The sequence below is a fragment of the Sulfurospirillum cavolei genome (genome assembly GCF_001548055.1).
GTDB lineage: Bacteria > Campylobacterota > Campylobacteria > Campylobacterales > Sulfurospirillaceae > Sulfurospirillum.
On sequence record NZ_AP014724.1, the window covers coordinates 1,779,566 to 1,803,968 of the forward strand.

At 48.6% G+C, this 24,403-nt stretch carries 5 protein-coding genes; all 5 read right to left on the reverse strand.

Features of this window, described 5'->3' with window-relative positions; translation table 11 throughout:
* Window positions 1-2,481, reverse strand: a complete 2,481-nt coding sequence (locus UCH003_RS09085) for a circularly permuted type 2 ATP-grasp protein (RefSeq protein ID WP_060826267.1) — start codon at window positions 2,479-2,481, stop codon at window positions 1-3.
* The gene (locus UCH003_RS09090) at window positions 2,481-5,843 is read right to left on the reverse strand and encodes a DUF2126 domain-containing protein (protein ID WP_060826268.1); all 3,363 of its coding nucleotides are present in this window, start codon (window positions 5,841-5,843) and stop codon (window positions 2,481-2,483) included. Before UCH003_RS09090 ends, UCH003_RS09085 begins: the two co-directional genes overlap by 1 nt.
* A gap of 274 nt (window positions 5,844-6,117) precedes the next feature.
* A complete protein-coding gene (locus tag UCH003_RS09095) occupies window positions 6,118-7,386 on the reverse strand; it encodes an HlyD family type I secretion periplasmic adaptor subunit (protein WP_060826269.1) in 1,269 nt (422 codons plus the stop codon).
* Entirely contained in the window at window positions 7,380-9,470 is a 2,091-nt protein-coding gene (locus UCH003_RS09100) for an ATP-binding cassette domain-containing protein (protein WP_060826270.1), read from the reverse strand. Before UCH003_RS09100 ends, UCH003_RS09095 begins: the two co-directional genes overlap by 7 nt.
* A gap of 21 nt (window positions 9,471-9,491) precedes the next feature.
* Window positions 9,492-24,149 (reverse strand): beta strand repeat-containing protein, encoded by a 14,658-nt coding sequence (locus tag UCH003_RS09105; RefSeq protein ID WP_060826271.1) that lies wholly within the window; start codon window positions 24,147-24,149, stop codon window positions 9,492-9,494.
* Window positions 24,150-24,403 lie beyond the last annotated feature (254 nt).

A 24,403-nucleotide genomic window follows, 5' to 3' on the forward strand; every position in this document is an offset into this window, starting at 1 on the left:
CTACTCGTCATAATGGGAAAAATAGGTTTTGGAAAGCTCCACCGAACACAGTGAAAAATGTTCCGAAAGCTGTGTCAAAAGTCGATCGAGTGCCGTGTAAAAGCTTTCATTCTCGTCTAAGAGCATCAACGACGCAAGGTTACTGAGCGTGAGAGTGCTGTACGCTTGAAAAATCGGCTCTTCGTAAGCACTCAAATACGTCTTGCGTTTGGGCAGAGCCTTTAAGTCCTCCAACAAAGCTTGCGTCACGTAAGCGACGGATTTGGGAAAATGCGGATTTAAGATCAAAAACTCCACCACGTTTTCAAGTTGTAAAGAGCTTTTATACTGCGTACGGTACGCGTTAAAGCTTTCGCTTGAGCTCAAAAATGCCTCTAAAATATCGTACGTCACGGCTTTATCGTGTTTAAAACAGAGCAATGAACGTGCTTTCGAAAGCGTTAAAAGCGCACTTTCGAGTTTAAATCCGATGTCGTAGACGATCAAACCTTGCTCTTTGTACATACTCTCTTCCACCAGCTCTTTGTATGCCACAAGGTACAACAACACTTTATCGAGTTCGCTTAACATACTGCGAACGGGCGTATTGGGTTTTTTCGTAAATTGCTTCCACTCTTTTTGCATCTGTTCGAACAGTTTCCACGCCTCGATCGCCAACAGGCTTTTAACGCAAAGATTTGCATTGCCCAGTCGTTCCAGCGTAAACGCGAGAGAGCCTTGTTTGTGGGCGTCTTTCATCAACGAGGCGATTTCAAGCAAGGGATTTTGCGCCGTCTCTTCGTCTAAAAATCCCGGATACGTCATCGTCACATGGGTTAACGCTTTTTGCAAGGTGCGTTTGGACTCTTGCGAAACGCTGCCTTCGTAGTGGTGAAAATCGGTCATCTTTTTGACCGTATAGCGCATCAGTCGCAACGTATGAATCGCACGCGAAAGATAACGCCCGAGCCAAAAGAGGTTCTCGGCTTTGAGCGTGGGCAAGGTGTTGAGCGAAGCGTCGATAAAGGGCAAAGCCGCATAATTTGGAAGATTTTCGTTCTTTTTATCCTCTCCCAAAATCCACAAATCTTTGCTCGTTCCTCCCTTTTGCGACGAAACGAGCAATGCGTCTTTGGAAGCGGAAACGCGCACCAATCCGCCGTTCATCACGGTGTAATTTTCATTCTTTTTCAAGGCGTAAGCGCGTATGACCGCATTGCGCGGTTCGATTTTGCCGTTACCGTAAAAAGGCGTCGTCGAAAAGTCGATCGCCTCTTGTGCGACGTACTGATGCGGATTGTCTAAAACGCTTTTTTGCAGTTTCTCTTTCATCGCTTCGGAAAGGTTTTTGACCAAATAGGTCTGAATCGATTCGGTTTTGTCGATTTTTTTAAGAATAAAATTCTCGAAGTTTTCCATCACGAACGTTAACTCTTTTTCTTGTCCGCACCACCACGTTGCGATTTGCGGCAAAATCAGCTCTTCGTTCAGAAAAAAACGGCAAATACGTTCCATAAAAGGGTTCAGTCCGATATTTTCCACAATCGCACTGCCGATGGGATTGATCATCGCAAGATTGCCTTGGCGTACGCAATCCACCAAACCCGCAACGCCGAGCTTTGAATCTTCCAAAAGCTCCAGCGGATCGCAAAATCGATCGTCCAGACGTTTGACCAAGGTTTGAATCGGTTTGAGTCCGCTTAAACTTTTCAGCCATACGCTACCGTTTTTGCACAACAGATCATCGCCTTGAACGAGGTTAATTTCTAAAAACGAACTCAGATACGCATGTTCAAAATAGGTCTCGTTGTGCGGTCCGGGCGTTAAAAGCGCGGCTTTAGAAGTGTCGCCTTTGGTCAGTTTTTTGAGCAGTTTTTTATACTCTTCAATAAAAGGAAAAAGCTTTTTGACCTCATGGTCCGCGTAAAAATCTTTCGCCGCGATATTCATCGTCAAACGGTTTTCGATGGCATACCCCAAACCCGAAGGTGCTTGCGTGCGATCGTTAATGACCCACATCTTTCCGTCCGGCCCTCTTGCTAGGTCTAATGCGTAAAAATAGAGCTGAAAATCTTCACGTAAGCCCATACCGTGTACGGCACTCAAAAAGCCTTTGTGCGTAAAAATAACTTCGGCGGGAATGATGTTCTCTTTTAAGAGCAACCGTTCGCCGTAGAGGTCTTTTAAAATAAAATTGAGCAGTTTGGCACGTTGTTTAATCCCTTGTTTGACGCTTTTCCACTCTTCTTTCGTGATCATAAAAGGAATCGGATCTAAACTCCACGGACGGTTGCCTTCGCCCTCCGGATCGTTATAAACGTTGTACGTAACGCCGTTATCTTCCAGATGCCATGCGATCTCGGCTTGTTTACTCTCCAACTCCTCAACGCTCAAACGCTCCAAATGTGCCGCTAAGTTCTTCCAATGCGCCCGTACGTTACGGTCTTTATCGACCATTTCGTCACAAAAAGAGGCAGAAGCGTAGGTATCGAAAAACTGCATTAGGCTTTCATTCCTTTTCGTCTTAGATCGAGCGTATGCGGGTATTCAAGGCTCGGCGGTAAGGTCTCGACCCACAAAGTCTTCGTAGGATCGCCCTCCAACGCCATCACGGTCGCACGCGTGTTTACATGCGCGGTTGAAGTCTGAATCACCGAAGGCGTAAGATAGCGTAGCTCGCCTTGAGAATGGTTAAAATCCCAAAAACGGTTGATACGTCTGGACTGGGCTTCGTAACTGTTGATCGGGAAAGTGTCGTAACTGCGTCCGCCCGGATGAGCCACAAAATAACGCATACCGCCGATGGAGCGTTGGTTCCAACGATCAACCACGTCAAACGTTAAAGGCGTATCCACGCCGATGGTGGGATGCAAAGCCGACCACGGTTGCCACGCTTTGTACTTCACGCCCGCAACGAATTCTCCTTCCACGCCTGTGGGCGAAAGCGGAACGACGACGCCGTTACATGTAAGGGTATAGCGTTCGGGAATAAAATCTTTGATCTTGACTTGCACGCGCTCCAACGAAGAATCTACATAGCGAGACGTTCCTTGTGAGCCGCTCTCTTCGCCAAGAACATGCCAAGGCTCGATGGCGGCGCGAAGTTCCAGATGCATCTTTTCAATCGTCGTCATTCCGTAAAGCGGAAAGCGAAACTCGAAAAACGGATCGAACCAATCCAGCGCAAAAGGATAACCTTCGGCATTGAGAAAACCGACAATGTCGCGTAAATCTTCTTTGACGTAGTGTTCCAGTAAAAACTTATCGTGAAGCTGTGTGCCCCAGCGCACCAGTTGGTGTTGGTACGGTTTTTTCCAAAAGAGAGCAACCAAAGTGCGTACTAAAAGCATCTGTAAAAGCGCCATCTGCGCGTGTGGAGGCATATCAAACGCACGTAGTTCCAAGATGCCAAGCCTGCCACTGCTGGAATCGGGCGAATAGAGCTTGTCGATGCAAAATTCGCTTCGGTGTGTGTTGCCTGTAATGTCGGTCAGCATATGGCGAAACAGCCTATCGGTCAGCCAAAACGGCACACTCTCGCCCTCGGGAATCTGCGCAAAGGCGATCTCAAGCTCGTAGAGATTTTCCGCCCTGCCCTCATCCACACGTGGTGCTTGCGAGGTTGGACCGATAAATGCGCCTGAGAAGAGGTACGAAAGTCCTGGGTGGTGTTGCCAAAACGTGATAAGACTGCGAAGCAGATCGGGACGGCGTAACAGCGGACTGTCTTCGGGTTTGAGCGCACCGATCGTGACGTGATTGCCCCCGCCCGTGCCTGTGTGTTTGCCGTCTAACATAAACTTTTCTGTCCCCAAGCGTGATTCGTGTGCCTCTTTGTAGAGGGTCAAAAGATTCTCACTGAGTGCTTTCCACGATGTTGCAGGGTGAATGTTCACTTCAATGACACCGGGGTCTGGCGTGACTTTGATGCGCTCTAGCCTTAGATCATGCGAAGGTTCATACCCTTCCAAAAATACTTTTACATGTAAAGATTCTGCCACCGCTTCGATGCATGCGACCAAGTCTAAAAGGGCTTCTGTATGGTTGAGGGGTGGAAGAAAGATAAAGAGTTTTCCCTCGCGCACTTCTGCGCAAAGTGCCGTGCGTACAAAGGTCTGGGTTTGGGTATTTGAAAGGGTTGCATCGACTTTTTTGCAACGCTTGTGTGCTAAGATGCTGTACTCGCCCAAAGCGGGATAATGCGCAAACAGATCGGGTTCAAAAGGAAGTGCTAGCTCAGAGTGCGGCTTTTCGACCAAAGAGCCCAGTGGAAGCCTGAGCCCAAGGGGTGAATTGCCCGCACTGAGGTACAAATAGCCACGCCTTAACACCCACGAAGAGGTGATCCATCGTGTCGTTCCAAAATTCAACGGTAACACATACCCCACAGGATTATTAAGCCCCCTAGAGAACACTTTGGCGATCGTTTGTCGCTCCAAAGAGTCGGAGAGATCGGATTTCATCGGATCGATGTCGATGGGCAGTTCGGACTCTTTAATGATGTAATACAAGGGGTCTTCGTACGCTTCAATAATGTTTTGATCGCTCACACCAAGGGTCAGTGCTAGTTTGGCTAAAAAGCGTTTGGCATCGTCGTTAGTATAGTCGTAGGTTTCGTTCATATCGGCAAACAGTGTAGGATTGTTCCAGATGGGTTTGCCATCTTTGCGCCAAATGATGGAGGTTTGCCACCTTGGAAGCGGCTCACCAGGGTACCATTTCCCTTGGGCATAGTGAAGCATGCCACCTTTGGTAAATGAGCTTAAAAGTTTGCGTGAGAGTGTGTCGGCGAGAGAGCGTTTGTGCGCACCGTCGGCTTTGGTATTCCACTCATCGCCTTCCATATCATCAATCGAAACAAAGGTCGGCTCACCACCCATGGAAAGCCTTACATCGCCCTCTTCCAAAGCTTTGTCGACTTCAAAACCTAAGTTATAAATAGCATCCCATTGGTCTTCACGGTACGGTTTGGTCACACGCGGCGATTCAAAAATGCGTTTGACCGTGTTGTCATAAATGAATTCTGTTTCGCATTTATCGCTCATACCCTCGATCGCATAGGCACTCTCATACGAAGGCGTGCACGCAAGCGGTATATGTCCCTCGCCCGCAAAAAGCCCACTGGTCGCATCAAGCCCTATCCAGCCGGCTCCGGGGATATAGACTTCCGTCCACGCATGAAGATCGGTAAAGTCTGCTTCGGGACCACTTGGGCCATCGAGTGAGGCGACATCGGCTTTGAGTTGCACGAGGTAGCCCGAGACAAACCGCGCCGCAAGCCCTAGATGGCGAAGCACTTGCACAAACAGCCACGCAAAGTCACGGCAACTGCCCAGTTTTTTTTCCAACGTCACTTCGCAGGTTTGCACTCCCGGTTCTAAACGAATCGTGTAGGAGAGATGGCGGTTGATCTCGCTATTAAGATAGACCAAAAAATCAATAATAGAGCGTTTTTTACAATCCAAAGAGCGTACAAAAGCCCTTAAAAGCTCACCATCCTCGCTCTCTTCAAGGTAGGGAAGCAGTTCCTTTTGGAGTTCTTTTTTGTAGACAAATGGAAACTCTTTGGCATACTCATCGACAAAAAAATCAAACGGATTGATCGTGATGAGATCGGCGATGATCTCCACATCGATGCAGAGCTCTTTCGTTTTTTCAGGAAAAACGATGCGTGCTAAGTAGTTGCCAAAAGGGTCTTGTTGCCAGTTGATAAAATGGTTTTCGGGTTTGATTTTGAGCGAATAGCCCTCAATCGGGGTGCGACTGTGAGGAGCTGGGCGCAAACGGATGATATGCGGGGACAGAGAAACGTAACGATCGTAACGGTACTCGGTTTTATGCGACAAAACGACTTTAAGCGACATAGCGACCCCTTTGGTAAGAAAATCGATGTCATTATAACATCAAGTGCTTCTTTCGTGCGTGCGCTTTTGCTTAAGATATCATCAGAAGCGTTCTTAAAAAATGCTTAGAACGCTTGACATGTAAACAATAGAGTTCTTGCAGAACTCTTGACACGTCTTTAAAGCAAAGCTCTAAAGACTACGTTAACACTGCGTTTTCTTCGGCGCAAAGCCCACCTTCTTGCAAAATGAGTTTTGCAAGATGTCTAATGAATATTGCAAAAAGTCTGGTGATTTAGGGTTCCATAAGCGCATTTTTTCCCATACGTTTTAAGGGAAGCAAAATATACTCTAAAACGGTTCGTTTTCCCGTGATAATGTTAATACTCGCCTCCATACCGGGCATGATCGGCAGATTTGCTCCGAAACGGTCTTTGTCGGCTTTGATTTTCACGGCATAAAAAATATCGCCTTTTTGCGTCGTAAAGCTATCGGGGCTAATCGATATCAGTTCGCCTTCGATCATACCGTACTTCGCATAATCGTACGCCGTAATCTCGATATTGGCTTTTTGACCGACCCATATACGCCCGCGATCGGCGGCTTTAATATTGGCTTCGATCGTCAAACCCTCTTCCAAGGGCGTAATTTCCGCAACTTTATCGCCCGGTTTAATCGTACCGCCGATCGTATGAAAGTACAAAATATTCACAATACCGTTTACCGGAGAGGTAATGAGCAAACGGTTCGTTCGATCGATACTGGCTTCGCTTTGTTGGGAAAGCTGTGTCAATTTTAAGCGTACTTCTTGAAGATCGTTGAGTTGCTTGGATAAAATATCGGAGCGAACGGAGCCTAACTCATGCACCGCTTCTTTGTATTTACCTTGCGTAATCGGTATTTGATTGGTCACTTCGTCGATTTGCGTAATCAAATTTTGTTTTTTACTCAGTTCAAACAAATACTCTTTACGCGATCCCGCACCCGATTTCATTAACTGTTCGGTAATCGAAACGTTCTCTTTTGCCATATTGAGTTCAAGCGAGAGATTTTTTTCCTTGATTTCAAGCTCTTTAAGCTCGTATTGACGTTGTTCGACTTTTTGCTGTACGCCGCTTAAGCGTTCCGTATTGTTCGTTTTTTCGCTTTTAAAAATCTGCATTTCGTTTTGAACGATCTCGGGATAGCCTTCGCTCATATACGCTTCAAAAACCAAAGGCTTATCGTCAATCAAACTCATCAAACGTTGTTCTTTTGCAAGGAGCGAAATTCTATCCAAATCTTTGCTTTTCAGATCGGCGGTAAAAAAGGCCTGATTGAGCTGGTAAATCGGCTGATTGACTTTGACCGTATCGCCTTCTTTGACTAAAATCTCCGAAACGATACCGCCTTCTAAGTGTTGAAGCACCTTGGTTTGTCCTGAAGGTACGGCTTTTCCGCTTCCTCTGACAACCTCATCGATATGGCTAAATGCCGACCATAGAAAGAAAACGACGAAAAAAAGCCCGATGGGAACGACCGTGACGTAATAGCTCCATCGCTTTTCGATCATCATGTCTAACATACGGGTTTTCCTTGCAACTGTTTTAAAATCTCTTCTTTAGGGCCATCCGCTACGATACGCCCGTTGTTGACGACCATCACGCGATCGACCAAATCCAAAGCGGCGAAACGATGCGTAATGACGATCAGCGTTTTATCGCGTAAAAGCGGCTTAAGGTGGTCGACCATCTCTTTTTCAAGCCCGACGTCCATGCCGGTCGTCGGCTCGTCCAACACGACGATCGAGGGATCGTTAATCAACGCACGCGCAAGACCGACCAAATGACGTTGTCCCACCGAGAGGCGACTGCCGTTTTCGCCGACTTGAAAATTTTCTCCCTCGCCCGAACGTTTGACAAGTTCGTCCAAACCCGTCATCGCCAAAAGCTTAATCAAACGCTCTTTGCCGATACGTATGCCCAGTTCGATATTGTCTTTAAGCGTTCCGGCAAATAAAAACGGCTCTTGCGGCATAATGCCGATATGTGCGCGAAGCTCCACCGGATGAAGGGTATGAATTTCGTGTCCGTCGATATGAATCGTACCGCTTTGTGCGGAATCGATGCCGGAGAGTAGCCTCAAAATCGTGCTTTTACCCGCACCCGTGCGCCCGATGATGCCGATTTTTTCGCCTTGCTTGATCTTGAAAGTGGCTTGAAGCAAAGAGGGATTTTTAGAACCCTCGTACGTGTACGTGACATGGTTAAATTCGATATTTCCCTCTAAATTTCGAACGCCGAATTCAACGGATTTTTGCGTTTCCAAAGGCAAATGCCAAAAGCGATTCAGCGAATCGAGGGCTTCTTTAAACTCTTTGTATTTCACTAAAATCGTCGAAATATTCACAATCGGAACCATCGCGCGTCCGACCAAAATACTCAATGCTACCAAAGCACCTAACGTTAGATTTTTTTCTTGAATCTCGTAAACGCCCGCCACCAAAGCAAACATCGTCGCAAACTGCATCACGACCGCGGAGAGGCTCATCGCCAAATTGGTGTGCATTTGAATTTTGAGATTGACGAAATTGTAAAAATGGATTAATTTACGCCATTTAAACAAACGCGTCGTTACCGCATTGGTCAATTTGAGCGTTTCGATACCCTGAATCGTCTCAAATAAAAAATTGTGTTTCATCTGTCCGTCGTTAAAGAGTTTTTGACTCCAACGAAACAAAGGAATTTGAAATCCAAGGTTGATCGCAACAACGACGATACCGCACAAAAGCGTAATCGCGGCAATGATCGGAGAGATAATGTAAATAATCAACAAGGTCAGTGCGATAAAAGGCAAATCCAACGCCAAAGAGATACTTTTGGACATAAAAAAGTCGCGTACTTGCGCAGCTTCCCTAAAAAGGTTGGCTTTAGAGCCGGCTAAAAGACGATCGTGACTGCTTTGCAAAAGCATTAAACGCTCTAAAATCTCTTCTTCCAAAATACTTCCGATGCGCTTGCCCATCGTTTCCAAGATATAAACGCGCGCCATTTTAAATAAAGCGTCGAACATGTAGATCAAGGCTACGCCGATCGTTAAAACGGCCAAGGTTTCCGTCGCGAAATTCGGGATGACACGGTTATAAACGTTCATCGTATACATCGGGATTAAGATGACGAACAAATTGATAAAAACCGTCAAAATTCCGACGCGAACGATCTCCTCTTTGGAGCGTATCAGATGGTTCCAAAACCACGCTTTACTGTGATCTTCTTGTTCGAGTATACCGCCATGATCTTCGGGCTTGTAAAAAACCAAGAGCATCGAAAAGCGCTTTTGAAGCGTCGGCATATCGATCACTTCTTCAATGCCGTAGTGAAGATCGAGCACGGTCACGGAACCGTTGTCGAAGGCTTTGATAATTGCGATTAAGCCCTCTTGCGAACATGCGATGCAAGGCACCAAATGCGCCTCGACCATATCGCGTTCAAGGCTAAGGGCTTCACATGTCAGTCCAAAATCCTTTGCACTTCGAACGATCGCTTCGTTATGGATAGGCTCATGCCCCAAAACCGTATCGATCGTCTCGTACGAAACGTTCCCGTAGTAAAAATCAAGAATATACTTGTATGCTTGTACTAAATAATCGTTTTTTTCCGCTAATTCCATACCGACGTTTACCGATCCTTTTTAACTGACATGTAACAAAAACGTATTGATTCCGTCACTAATCTCATACGACGAACTATGATCGCTCAGAGCCCATGAAGTCGATGCGGTACCTCCGTCAACCGTAAAATTCGACGAGGACGTAATCGAAAGATTCGCATAATTTACATCGTCTACGTTGAGGTTGATCTCATACGTTGAGGTATTAGAATCGGTATCAACGCTTGATGTTTGCGCAAGCGAATAAAGCATATCAAAGCTAATGGACGCCGTTGCGGAAGATAACGACGAAAGATCCAACGTTTCAATATGGTTAAACGCCGTCGTGTCGTTTAGCGTACTTCCGCCGGCAATACCGTTGATCGCGACCGTATCGTTACCGCCGTTACCGTTAAACGAAATCTCGTCCAATTGCGAAAAATCCAATACAAGATGATCGTCGCTCGCCGTTCCCGTGATGCCTAATTGATCGTTACCCAATGCGTCAACGCTTAAGGATTGAATATCCATCGACGTAGTTCCATGAATCGCAACGCTACCGCTTCCCTCCAACGTCGCAATATCGCCGCCTCCGACGCTAAGATCATTGTAGTCTAAGGTCGTCGTCGTTGTATTTGCAACATTCAACGTTTCAATTCCAACCATCGTTTGAGTACTTAAATCCATCGTAGAGGTCGTATAAAGCGTATCGCTTCCGCCCGTATCGTTAATATTCATCGCGTAATCGATCGTTATCGTATTGACGTTTGAGCCCGTATTTAACTGCGTAATACCGCTGGTATCCGTTAAATCCGCCGAGCCCGTATAATCGGTAAGATTCAGCGTTTCGACATGGCTTATTTTGCCAAAATCCGCCGCATTAAGCGTACTCGTTCCCGTCACGCTTAGCGTATCGGAACCGTTTCCAAGATCGATACTTGTGAGAGTATCTAAAAAGCTACTCTTAAGCGTCAACGATTCATTACCGCTAGAACCGCTCACCGATGTTGTATCGCTATCGATCGTCGCACCCGAAATATCAACGCTCACGCCGCTTGCTAAGGTGATTGCATCGACGTTGCTTATGCTTTGCGTGTACGACGTTCCGCCCGTAAATGCCAAGGTGGTCGTGAGCGTATCGGCGATAGAAGACCACGTAAATGCCGTATCGCTTCCGACTTCGACGATCAACGAGCCGCTTCCCGATACCGTATGTCCTGATACGATATCGTCCGTTACGCTCATCGTTCCGCTTGAGATGCTAAGAACATCGACATGGGTTAGATTTCCGCTATACGTTCCCGTTCCGCTCCAGTCTACATGTAAGATCGTACTTGCGGCGATTGATGAAAAATCCGCATTGAGCGTTGCATCCAAATTCGTGACGCTTAGGGTTCCGTTACCGCTGATCGTCTCACCGCTCACGACCGAGGCATCGGCACTTAAGATTATCCCATCGGCGATAACGACGCTATCGGTGCTTAGGGTTCCGCTCATTGTCGTTGAAGCGTTAACGTTGATTGTTTCAACATTGGTGATATGGGAAGCATTGATGTTTAAACCGCTTGCGGCAATCGTAAGAACATCGCCCGTCCCTCCGCCGCCGTCAATCATTCCGCTCGGAGAGGAAGCCATCGTAGAGAGAATCGTGATCGTATCGTTTCCGTTACCGGCAACAACGCTCGCGGAAGCATTATCCAAATTAAACGTATCGGCATTCGCGGTACCGCTGAGCGTTTGGGTTCCCGTTCCGTCGTTGATCGTAAACGTACCGCTATAACCCGTCACGTTTTTTATCGAAAGATCGACGCTTGCCGTTCCGGAGTTAATCACGATATTACCGCTACCTTCATAAGCACTAAGAGTATTGGCTTGTGTTCCCGAAAGCGTCAATGCCGCACTCGTATTGACGGTATCCAACACCGTACCGATCGTTACGCCGGAAAGATCCAACGCAGTCGTGACGTTCAGCGTTACGGTACCGCTAATACTGTTGGTGAGTCCCGAAAAATTGTTAGACGCGGCCGTCGAACTTGCCGTAATATCAAGCGAACCGTTTCCTATGATACTGAGCGTTTTTCCGTTGAGCGTTTCTGCGGTTACGGTAGCCGTTATGCCGCTATCTACGGAGACGCTCGATATTGTTCCTAAAATACCCGAAAACGTTGCATCGGCTTTAAATTCAAGCGTTTTCGTTCCGCTGAGTGTCACACCGGAAAGGTCTGCGGCAGAGTCGCTACCCACGATAAGCGTCACCGAACCTCCGCCCGTAACGCTTTTACCGGATACTTCGCTTGCTTGTACTATCAATGTCGCACCGCTTGCCACATAAAAACTTTCAATACCGCTTAACGCCGAACTCGAAAGATCAACCGTATTGGCCGTGATGTATAATTGATCGTTGGCAGAACTGCCGAGATTAATAGACGTATATGCCGAGTCTATTTTAACCGTCTCGCTCGTACCGACACTGGTTGTTAATGCACCGCTATATGCATAATTGGTCAAATCGACGACTTCCATCCCTGCTATTTTCGTAAAATCAAGCGCACCGTTACCCGTAACGACGAGCGTATCCGTAGAACCTGAAGAATCACTAATCGTATCGTTAGTATTTGTGCCGAAACTTGACGTACCGATCGTGACCGTTTCACTTCCCGTGCTACCGTAGATTTTTAACGCTCCACCGCTATCTTTACTAAAACCTGCAACGCTTGCATCAAGCGTTCCCCCCGCGGCTAAGACAAGGCTTAAAAGACCGCCGCTGTTCAAACTGGTCGATGCAAGAGACATTGCATTCACATTCGTTGCGTTAAGCGTACCGTTGATCGTAAACGTTTTGCCGCTCATCGAGCTTCCAGAACCGCTAAGGCTCGCACCCGAGGCAATCGTGATGATCGGAGAACCTGAAAACACCCCGCTCAGTGAACTGCTTCCGCTTGTAACGTTAATCGCTTCGACATTGCTAATAGTGCTTGCATTTAAAGCGACTCCGCCGCTGATATTTAACGTATCTGTGCCGCTCCCTCCGATAAGGCTTAAATTTGCGATTGCACTATTATTAACGGCATTGGTACCTCCGGAAGACAGATCGACGGTTGTCAAACCGCTGCCGCCGTTATACGCTTCGTTGCCTAAGCTCACATTGTTGCTGCCGCCGGAGAGTTTTAAGATTTCGACACCCGTAATATTGGTCAACATTGCATCGCTAATCGTCGCTCCGCTATCGGTAATCTGTAAAATATCCGCCGTGCCGCTACTATCGCTTACGATATCCGAACTGTTCAAGTACGCACTGGCAAATTGATACGTATCGTTACCTAGACCGCCGTAAAGGCTATCGGTTTGGTGTCCCGCGATCAACGTATCCGCACCGCTTCCGCCCGTGATCGCATTGGAAACGCTTTGAGCACCGACAAGCGTCATTGCCGTAGATCCGCTACCCGTCATCACGATTTTGGAAATATTCGTATACGTTTTGGAACTGTTCATATCAAGGCTACTCGTAATGCCCGTAACGTTAAGCGTATCGCTTGCGCTAGCGTATCCGATAAAGTCGGTATATAATGTCGCTTGCGCTTTGGAAATCGTTAATGTTTGCGACGTACCGCCTTGGTAAAATTTCAACCCCTCGATGCCGCTCACCGAAAGCGTCGAGAGATTTTGGTCACCCGAGACGTTCACCCACACCATATCCGTGCCGCTACTACCGGTATCGGAAATAATATCGGAAGCAATATCCGAACTTGAAGTGAACACATACGTATCGCTACCCTCTTGTCCGTCCATTCGATCCGTACCGCTTCCGCCCGTGATCACGTCATCGCCTTCACCGCCGTAAATCGTATCGGCTTTTGACGTACCGACGATCGTATCGATACCGTCTCCTCCGCTAATCGTTATCGCTCCGCTATATCCCGAAACGTTCATGCCGCTCAGATCGACGATCGAGCCGTCATCGTCGGAATTGACTTTTAAAATACCGCTTCCCGTCAAGGTGACGCCGCTTAGCGTTTGCCCGTCGGTAGCGTTTAAAACGACGGTTCCGCTGTTGACTATACTCATCGTATCGCCTGTTATCGACGCCGTATTCATACTCAACGTTTTTCCGCTAGCGATGCTTAACGTCGAAGTTGACATGTCACCCGTTATCGAGGTATCGGCATTGATGTTGATCGTCTCAATGCTTGCAATGACGGAAGCATTTTGCGTTATCGCCGCATTGATATTTAAAGTATCGTTACCGCCGTTACCGACGATGGAAGCTTTGGCGGCCGTAATGTTAAAGACATCGGCTCCGCTTCCGCCTTTGAGGGTATCTAAACCGCTTCCGGTATTCATGGTCACGGCACTGCTCATCGACGAGGCATCTATAACGAGTGCATTCGTATTGGACGTCGCGTTAATCGTCGAAAGCCCCATCGCCGTAGCATACGCGCCTAGCGTAATCAAACCGGTATAGGCATTAAGATCCAGAGTAGAAAGCCCGCTAAAGGTTGAAAGATTGGCGTCGACCACCGGCGTCGAACCGCTCAACGAAAGCACGTCGTTACCGCTTGCTCCGATGATGCTCGCATTGGGTGTTGCATCGGCTAACGCCGCGGAAGTATACACGAACGTATCCACGCCCGTTCCGCCGATTAAGCTCACTCCGGAAAGACGGCTCTCGTTGGCACCGATCGTAAACGTATTCGTTCCGGCGTACAGTTGTACTTTTTCGATAGCACTTAGGTTGGCAAACTGTGCATCGCTTATCGTTCCGGCATCCAAAAACACCACGCTGTCCACCCCGCCGCCGCCGTCGATGATGTCGGCACTCGAAAGATTGGAAATCGAATAGTTAAAGGTGTCGGCTCCGCTTCCGCCCAAAAGCGTCGCACCGCTTATCGTACTGATGTCAACGGTTACCGTATTGGTGCCGTTGTAGAGTTGGATTTTTTCGATATGCGATATAGAACCTAGCATCGCCGTCGTGAGCGTTCCCGCGCTTAAAAAGTTTAAGGTATCGACACCGTCTCCACCGTCTAAAATATCGTGCGCGTCGAAGGCACTCAGCGAATAGTTAAACGTATCGGCTCCCGTACCGCCGATGATCGTTACGTCGTTTTTATCCAAATTCGATACATTGTTGCCTGATGAGGAGAGCTGAATGATTTCAAGATTGGAGATATTGGAAAATTGCGTATTGCTAAGCGTTCCCGCATCGCGAAAGTACAGTGTATCGGTATCCGCACCCGCATTGATCGTATCGCCGGAAGTCAATTCGGCGATATAAAAATAAAGCGCATCGCTACCGCTTGACATGTCAACGATATCGCTACCGTAATTAGCACTTGCGTTACTGGAAAGATTGCTGGCATAATAGACATCGTCTCCGGATCCAAACGTAACCGAGTTATTGGCGGTATTGCCGTAAACGGTATTGTCGTAAGCACTGCTTGCCAAGACATGGGTAAAGCCGTAAATCGTATCGGTTAGTGCGGCATTAGAGGCATCTCGTGCGGTATTGGCAGCCAAGTCGACGATAACACCGCCTGCGTATTCGTTATAGCGCAACCAGTCCGAACCGTCAACCGTCGATGCGTCGTTACCGTAAAGCGTATCGCCGTCCATCGCGCCGTAAATAAAATCTTGTCCCGAACCGCCGTAAACGGTATCGTGATCATGATCTCCCGTATTCACTCCCGTATAACTCGTTGCATTTGCGCGAATTACGTCGTTTCCGTTACCTCCGTAGATCACGTCGGCTCCGTCCCCTCCGGCGATCGTATCGTTATCCGATCCTCCGTCGATATAATCATCGCCGCCGCCGCCGTAGAGTGAGTCGTTTCCGGCATAACCCCAAATACTGTTATTCGAACTATTACCCGAAATCGTATCGCCGTTGAGTGTTGAGTTGGTACTATTAGAGCCTTCGATATTTTCAAAATTACGAATCGTATCGACATAGCCGGAAGCCCCGAAGCTAGAGCCGTTATAGATTTGAACCGTCGTATCGACATTGCCTTCGGCAAGCGTAACGTTGATTTTATTTTCGTAATAGTATCGAACCGTATCTTCACCATCCCCGCCGTCTAAAACGTCGTTACCGCCGTAACCTTCGATACGATCGTTACCCGCACCGCCTTCAATCGTATTGACGTTCGCGTTGCCGTAAAACGTATCGGCATAATTTGTTCCCGTCATATGATCGATAGCGGTAATAACGTCGTTACCGCGGCTATTCGAAATATGTTGTGCCAGCGTATCGCTCAAATCGGTATACGCTCCCTCATTAATGCCGTCGATCGAATAATCGATCCAACTGTTCGCGGCATTTCCCGTTCCGATAATCGTATCGTTTCCCGCTCCACCGGCAAACGTATTGATGCCTGTGCGATCGTCTAAAACATCGTTACCGCTACCGCCGAAAAGTGTGTCGTCGCCGCCGCTTCCGCTTAAATAGTTATCGGCGTCATCGCCGCGAATCGTATCATTTCCAAGCCCGCCGATAAAATCTTCAATATTAACGATCGTATCGTTATCACCGCCGCTAATTGTTACCGTCGCGTTCGTTGAACCGTTTAGCGTTACGTTGATCGCGTAGGAATTGCTAATCGCCGAATAATCGACTCTATCGCTAACGCCTTGTCCCCCGTTGATATAATCGCTCCCGTCCGATCCGCTAATCGCATAAATCGTATCGTTGCTCGTCGTCCCGTAAGAACCGTTATCGTCACCGTAAATTACATCCGCACCCAAGCTTCCCCAAATGAGGTCGCTTCCCTCGCCGCCGTAAATCGTATTAATGGACGTATCGGTGATCGAGCCTGAAAGCGTATCGGCGTAAATACGATCATTTCCCGCACCGCCGTAAATCGTATCGCCCCCGAGTCCGCCGTAAATCGTATCCGCACCGTTACCGCCGCTGATAACGTTGACAAGAGAATTTCCCGTAATCGTATCGCCAGAATCGCCTCCGGTCACGTTTTCGATCGCATCCGTTAAACGAAGCGTTCCTCCGCCGCCGCTTGTTTGTGAAGAGGTCGAATTTGAAATATCGACCGTCACGGAAGATGTCGCCGCACTAAAATCAAGCGTATCCGTATTATTCCCGCCCGTAACCGTATTGGTTGCGGTTGCATCGGCAAGGTAAAAAAGATCGTCGCCGTCGTTTCCTTGCATCGTATTGATACCACTACCACCGTTGAGGTAATCCGCTCCGCTTCCACCGTATAGCGTATCGTTATCTGCCCCGCCCCATAAGCTATCGTCACCGAGTCCACCGTAAAGCGTATCGTTGCCCGCTTCGCCTAATAACGAATCGTTGCCCGTCTCCGTACCGTCGATGCTTGTTGCGCTATTATCATCACCGTAAAGAACGTCGGCACCGGCACCGGCAATGAGCGTATCGTTTCCGCTACGTCCGATCAACCTATTGGCATATCCGTCGCCTGTTACCGTATCGGCAAACAAAGAGCCCGAAACATTCTCGATTTCGTAAATAAGATCGGTCCCAAAATCCGTTCCTACCGAGCTGTATGTCGATAAATCAACATTTACGCCCGAACTCGTCGCGTAAAAATAATCAATCGTATCACCGAGCGTTTCAGTCGTCTCGCCGCCGTAAATCGTATCGTTGCCGGAGGTCATTACAAACCAATCATCTCCCGCATTACCGCGTAAATCGTCCGAGCCGCTGTTTCCCGTGATCGTATCGGCGTAGCTTGAACCCAAAACACGTTCAAACGAACTAAGCGTATCGGTCGTACCCCAACTATCGGTCGCGCTTCCCGAAGCTTGTCCGTAGGCATTGAGACCCGAAGCCAAATTCACTTTAACGCCCGCAACGTCGTAAACGTAACTCACCGTATCCCAGCCGTTGCCGCCCGTCAAAATATCTGCTCCGGCAAAACCGCTTATCGTATCGTCGTTATCGTCGCCGCTTAGCGTATCGGCATTTGTTCCGCCGTATATCGTATCGTTCCCGCCGCCGCCGTTAATGATTAAGGTATCGCTCGGTCGCGTCGTGAGCGTTGAATTGAGCGTCGTTGAAAAGAAATTGTCGGCATAACTACTACCGATATACGCTTCGATACCGCTTACGATCGTGTCGGTACCGACGTTGGAAGCCGTACTTCCGATGACCGTCGGCGTAGCGACGCTTCCGCTTAGCGTACCGTCGGTCACTTCGATCAAACCGTCGCTATCGACAAAAGCAACCACGCGTTTGGTCGATGTCGCATAGCTGACCGTATCAATACCCGTCGTACCGCTATCACTGAACGTGTCGTTTCCGCCGCCGCCGTAAAAAAGATCCGAACCCTCTTTGCCGTCGAGTAAGTCGTCGTCCAAACCGCCGTCTAAAGTGTCGTTTCCGCTACTTCCGTAAAGCGTATCGGCTCCGGCTTCACCGTTAAGCGTATCCGCGGACGCTACATGTGAGTTGGTAACGTCATCGCCGTATAAAACGTCGTTACCGTCGCCGCCTTTGATATTATCTGCTCCCGCGTTACCGTAAATCGTATTGGACATACCGTCGCCGTATAGGGTATCGCCGGCACCGCCGCCGTTAATATTCTCAATATTTTGAATCGTTTCGATATTGCCGTAACCGTCGTTACCGATCTGTAAAGTCGCTAAATTGACGATGATAGACGTCGAAGAGATCGCGCTGAAATCAACCGTATCGGCACTGCCTGTCCCACCGTCGATAAAATCGATACCGGCACTGGTGTAAATCGTATCGTTTCCGGCACCGCCTTTAAGGGTATTGGCTCCCGCATCACCCCACAGCGTATCGTTTCCGCCACCGCCGGTAATATGTTCAATCTCGTCAAACGTACTCAGGCTACTTCCCGCTACACTAATCGTTCCGGCCGACATGTCAATTTGAAGATCGGTGCCCGTTGCAATGTCCGACATGTCTAAAACATCGTTCGTTCCGATATTGCCGCTTCCGTTATCGCCGTGAAGAACATCTCCGTCTAAGGCACCAAAAAGCGTGTCGTTTCCTTCACCGCCAAAAAGCGTATCGATACCGCCGCCGCCTCTTAGAGTATCGTTTCCGGCTTCACCGTAAAGCGTTTCCGCTAAAGCACCGCCGTTCACGACATCCGAACCGCCGCCGGAATAAATTTTACTCAAGACCCCTGTATCCGCACCGCTAATCGTATCGGCACCGATACCCGAACGTAAAATTTCAATCGTCGCCGTATCCACGACGTCCGAACCGTCGCCGTAGATATTCCCCGTATTTAACAGTGCCGTAATCGCAATACCGTTCGTGATATAATCGAGCGTATCGACGCCCGCTCCGCCGTAAAGCGTATCGTTTCCGGCATCGCCGCGTAAACTATCGCCTCCGTCTCCGGCATACAACGTATCGTTTCCGGCACCGCCGATGAGCGTATTGTGTCCGTCCGATATGCCGTGCGAATTTAGGGCATTATCGCCGTAAAGTACGTCGGCAAGCGTTCCGCCCGTGATCGTATCGGCACCTAAATTTCCGTAGATCGTTACCGAAGCCGTACCGCCGCTTAGCGTATCCGCACCGCTTCCCGAGCTAAAAACTTCAATCGTCGTCAAAATATCCGTTCCGATACCGCTACTTCCGGCGTTATCCGTCACATTCGTACCGCCGATCAATGTCATATTGTTGGTATTGGAACTATAATCGATCGTATCGACTCCGGCATCGCCGTAGTAAAAATCGTTCGCACCGTCTAAGGTACCGATCAACATGTCGTTATCGGCCCCGCCGTAAAGCACATCACTGCCCAATCCGCCGTCTAGGGTATCGCTTCCCTCATTTCCCATCAATGTATTGGTTAAACTATCTCCGAGGATCGTATCTGCGGCTTTGGAACCGAAAATATTTTCGATATTTCGTATCAGATCGTCGTTACCGCCGCTGCTTCCTATCGTAACCGTCGTATACGTCGCGGCATTTAACGAGACGTTAATCGCATCGTAAAGTGTTCCGTAATCTAAGGTATCGACACCCGCCCCGCCGTCAAGCGTCATAGCTGCGGTATCCGTAGAGGTGCTCAAGGTAAAGCTATCGTTGTATGTGCCCGTCACGATCACTTCAGCCTCGGAATAATAATCTTTAGCAGAGCTTGACGCGCTTTTAAAGAGTGTTTGCGTTCCTAGATCAACCGTCAAAGCAGCATTTGCCGTCGTGTAATCGAGTGTATCGCTTCCATCTCCTCCGATGAGCGAATCACCGTCTAGATTACCGCTTAGCGTATCGTCGCCGTCGTTACCGTTTAGCGTATTGAGGGTTCCTGAAAGTCCGATTAAGGTATCGTTGCCGCTTCCGCTTAAAACGTTTTGTATCGAAACAAGCGCATCGTAGGATGAAGAGGACGTAAAATAAGCTCTTCCCGTCGTCAAGTTTGCGACGATAGACGCTGTTTCGGAAGAGTAATCGGCAGTGTTCGTTCCGCTACCGCCGTCGAGATAATCGCCCTCAAGGTTACCGTAAAGCGTGTCGTTACCGCCAAGTCCGCTTAAGGTATTGAGGGTTCCCGAAGCACCGATCAACGTATCGGACTGTGCCGAACCTAAAACATTTTCGATACCGTAAAGTTTATCCGTTCCGATCGTTGCTCCGGTTGCGTTACCGTTTTGCAAATCAACCGTAACGCCGTAATAAGACGTTGCACTGTAATCTGCCGTATCGATTCCGCTATCGACCGAGGTACTCATACCTCCGATCAGCGTATCGTTTCCCTCTCCGCCGCTTAAGGTATCGTTCCCTGCTTCACCGTAGAGCGTATCGTCTCCGGCTCCACCGCTAAGCGTGTCGGCACCTACACCCGCACGAACGATATTGTCGTTGCCGTTTCCGATAATCGTATCGGCACCGCTACCTGTAGCGATATTATTAATATTGGCAAGTGTATCCGAGTTACTCGACGTCGGCATACTACCGGAAAGATATACGTTGTTGCCTGCGGACGTCAAGTTAACGACCAAATTACTACTTTGTGCCGTATAATCGGCTAAATTCGTGCCGCCTTCACCGTCGAGATAGTCGCCGTCGGTATTACCGCTCAGCGTATCGTCTCCGGCTCCTCCGTAAAACGTCTGTTGCGACCCGGCACCGCCTCTTAGCGTATCGTTTCCGTCGGTAGCGACAATCTCTTCGATTGCATAAAGCGAATCGGTCGAAATAACCGCATTGCTCGCATCTAAAATCGTGGCATTGGTTCCTACATGTGAAAGATCGACCACGATATGATCAACGGTTTTTGAATCTATCACGTCGTGGTACACATCCGCATAGCTTAAACGGTCTTTGACGTTACCGTCGCTCGAACTTCCAAAAACACCGCCGTAATAGCTATCTCCGCCGCCGCTGGCAAAAAACGTGTCGTTTCCGCCGTTGCCGATCAACGTATCGGCATTACCGGAACCGATCATAACATCGTTATATCCGGAACCTAGGATCACTTCGATACCGGCTAGCGTATCGATACCGCCCAAACCGTCGTTGACCGTTCCGTTTGCCAAATCGGCATAAATCGAAGAAGAACCGCTGTAATCGGCGGTATCGATACCGCTATCGTGTGTGGCATCCGTTCCGCCCCAGAGCGTATCGTTGCCGGCTCCGCCGATCAGCGTATCGTCGCCGGCTCCGCCGATCAGCGTATCCGCACCGCCCATACCGCTTAGCGTATCCGCATCGGCTCGACCGTCGAGAATATTGGCGTCGCTATTACCGATCAGCGTATCTTTATCCGAAGCCCCGTAAACGTTTTCGATGTTCATCAACGTGTCGGAATTACTTCCGTCCAAGGTCACGACGATGCGTCCCTCGGCATACATGTAATCGGCGGTATCGGACCCTGAGCCGCCGTCCAATAGGTCTCCGTCTCCGTAACCGTAAAAAATATCGTTTCCCAATCCGCCCATAAGCGTATTAACGCTATTGCCCGATCCACCGGAAAGCGTGTCGGCTTTGGAAGAACCGATGACGTTTTCAATCGCAATCAACGTATCGCTGTCCGTTGCCGATACGTATGCCGTTCCCGCCGTTAAATCGACGTTAACGCCCGTTGTGCCGGAAACATAGCTGTAATCCGCCCAATCTTTTCCGCCTAAGCCGTTTAGCGTATCCAATCCGTCCATACCGCTTAAAGTGTCCGCACCGCTTTTTGAGCCGATAATCGTGTTGGCAAGCGCATTACCGATCAAAGTATCGCCCGATGCCGAGTTTGAACCTACGATATTTTCGATATTGAATAATTGATCGTAGCCTTCACCCATGGCATAATTGGACGACAAATTAACAATAACCGCCGCTGCGGAAGCACTGTAATCCACGGTGTCCCAACCGCTTCCGCCGTTGAGATAATCGTCTCCGCCGCCGCCTTTAAGCGTATCGTTACCGCCGTAAATCGTCGCCAAAGTGCTGTCGTCGTCCGTATTGCGGATATATTCGACGCTTTGATCCGCCGCAACCTCAACTTCCGCATTGCTAAGAATCGGAGCCGAATCGCCGTAAATCGTATCGTTATCGCTCCCGCCGCCCAAAACATCGTTACCCGCATAAAGAGGCGTCGCGATCACCGTATCGATCATCATATCGCCGACGATCGTGTCCGCGCCCGAACCGCCCGTGATCGTGTCGTCGTTCGCCGTCACGGCCGTTGCGCTATGATCGTATCCACCGATGAGAAGGTTGTCCGCCGTATCGCCGGAAATACTATCTTTGTATTGCGTTCCCGCAACGTTCTCGACATTCTTAATAATCGTCGTAGCACTGGTACCGCCGATATTGCCTAAAGATCCGTTCGCCGAATCGTTAAGGGTAATAATCAGCCCGTTTGAATTATTGGAAAAATCCGCCGTATCGGTATTGTCGCCGCCGTCGATCATATAATCGTCCGTACTGCCGATCAACCAGTCATTACCCGCACCGCCTTCAAGCCAATCTTTTCCGTCTCTACCCTCAAGCGTATCGTTACCTTCGCCGCCGCTTAATTTATTGGCGTTGGCATCACCTCGAATCGTATCGTCGTATTTGGAACCGACGACGTATTCGATGCCCGATAAATGATCGCTGATCGTGCGCGACTCTTCGCCGGTCAAAACGTCCGACGTTGCGTCGTAAACCGTTTTTCCGCTCGCCGTTCCCGCTTGCAAATCAACGATCACGCCCTTAGAATCGTTGGCATATGCCACTCCCGTTACGGGATCGATGTGCCCGTCGTTGGCAAATAAAAAGTCGTCGCTGTATTTTGTCATAAACGAATAATCCGCCGTATCGATGCCGCTTCCGCCGATCAGCGTATTGACCCCCGCACCTCCGCTTAAGGTATCGTTGCCGTTACTGCCTTCTAGCGTATCGTTACCGATACTCCCGTACATCGTATCGTTCGACAATCCTCCCGTCACCGTAGAATCCAATTTGGAAGTATAAACGATGTTTTCATTCGGTGTGGTATCAAGAACAAATCCCGTCGAATGTTTGCCCGTATACGTATAATCCGATACGCTGTCGACTTCTTTGACGATAACCCCGATGTCTTTGTATGCGGTTAATTTGGTTAAATCAGGGACAATCACGTCGCCTTGTTTTTCATCCGGTACGTTTGACATGTTAAACTCTGACGTCAAAGCAACTTGCATGAGATTATCAAAATTTAACGTTATCCCCGACGAATTAGGGTAATAGCGAATATAAAACTCTATCGTTTCACCGCCGTCGCTCAATGTTGAAGAAAAGCCCGTTCCGGCACTGAGCGTCCATCCTCCGCTGGCATTGCCCGCAGAACTAAAATCGGAATTTAAAATTTCAAAACCGCCGCTTGTCAGTCCGTTAATCGCAATACTCGTAATCGTAAAACCTATCGGCTGAGAAACGTTCAAGCGCACAAGCTTGGTGAGATACGTTTCGTTCACAAAAGCCGGATTATCTGCCGTAATCACGGTCGAATAAGCACTGTTGCGATAATCAAGCGTTTCGGGTTCAAACTGCGCCGCCGCCAGCTTGCTGACATTGCCGAGTGCGCTTCCCGTTCCGCCTAAAACGGTTGTCACGCTGTCGGCGGTCGACTCACTGCCCTTAATTTGATAAAATCCTACGTCAAACGATAAGGCGGCCGAAACGTCGGCAACGTTGTCTTTTGTTTTTTCTTCGGACGAGCTGTACTTGTTCGTTAAATCCTCTTTTGCCGTTTCGTTGCTCGTAAATTCGGGGAGACTTTCTTGAAGGTATTTGCCGGACTCGTCTTTTGAAGCGACGTCGTCAAGGCGTTTTGGGAGTTCCGGATCGACGTAATAGGCATTATAATCGTTAACGGGAGCATCTTGCGTTTTTGCTTTTTGTTCGTGTTCAATCGGTTGTTCTTGTGTCTCCAAAGAGACGTTTCCGGAAACCAAAACCGCATCTTTCGGAGCTTGACCGACGTCCGTGATCGTATCGAGGATTTGATCTAGTGCTAAAAAAGTACCGTTAGGGAGTTTGATAACCGGAGCGTTGTTTTCAAATGCCATCATACCCAAAGAGACGAACGTCAATTGTCCGCCGTTTGGAAGCGTTGCGATAATATCGCCGCCGACGACTTGAAATTTTGCTTTAGACAAATCGAGTGCTAAGGATAACTCGTCGCCGGGACGCAAAAAGAGATTAAGATTTTCACCTTTGGCGGGTAACGATTTTAGACTAATCGTACTTTTACTGTAGATCACTTCCGGGGCATTAGACATATCAAATCTCCTGCAAAACGTCTCTTACGAAGCAAATAGACTTCTTACAAAACACGTTTTGCAAGAAGTAAAAGCACTCAAGGCGCACGGACACTCTGCCAAAGAGAGCCTCGTATTAACATGGTCTTCGAAGCCGTGCTTCAAAGACGTGTCAAAATTCTTGCCGTTTTGCAAGAACGCCATCAAACACGTATAATGAATCTATTATAGTCACATATTTGTAATCTTATGCTTAAAGGAGGGTTTTCGCATTA

Coding starts and splice junctions, on each gene's coding strand:
- UCH003_RS09100 (WP_060826270.1), bottom strand. CDS start 9,470: ATGGAATTAGCGGAAAAAAACGATTATTTAGTACAAGCATACAAGTAT.
- UCH003_RS09085 (WP_060826267.1), bottom strand. CDS start 2,481: ATGCAGTTTTTCGATACCTACGCTTCTGCCTCTTTTTGTGACGAAATG.
- UCH003_RS09095 (WP_060826269.1), bottom strand. CDS start 7,386: ATGTTAGACATGATGATCGAAAAGCGATGGAGCTATTACGTCACGGTC.
- UCH003_RS09105 (WP_060826271.1), bottom strand. CDS start 24,149: ATGTCTAATGCCCCGGAAGTGATCTACAGTAAAAGTACGATTAGTCTA.
- UCH003_RS09090 (WP_060826268.1), bottom strand. CDS start 5,843: ATGTCGCTTAAAGTCGTTTTGTCGCATAAAACCGAGTACCGTTACGAT.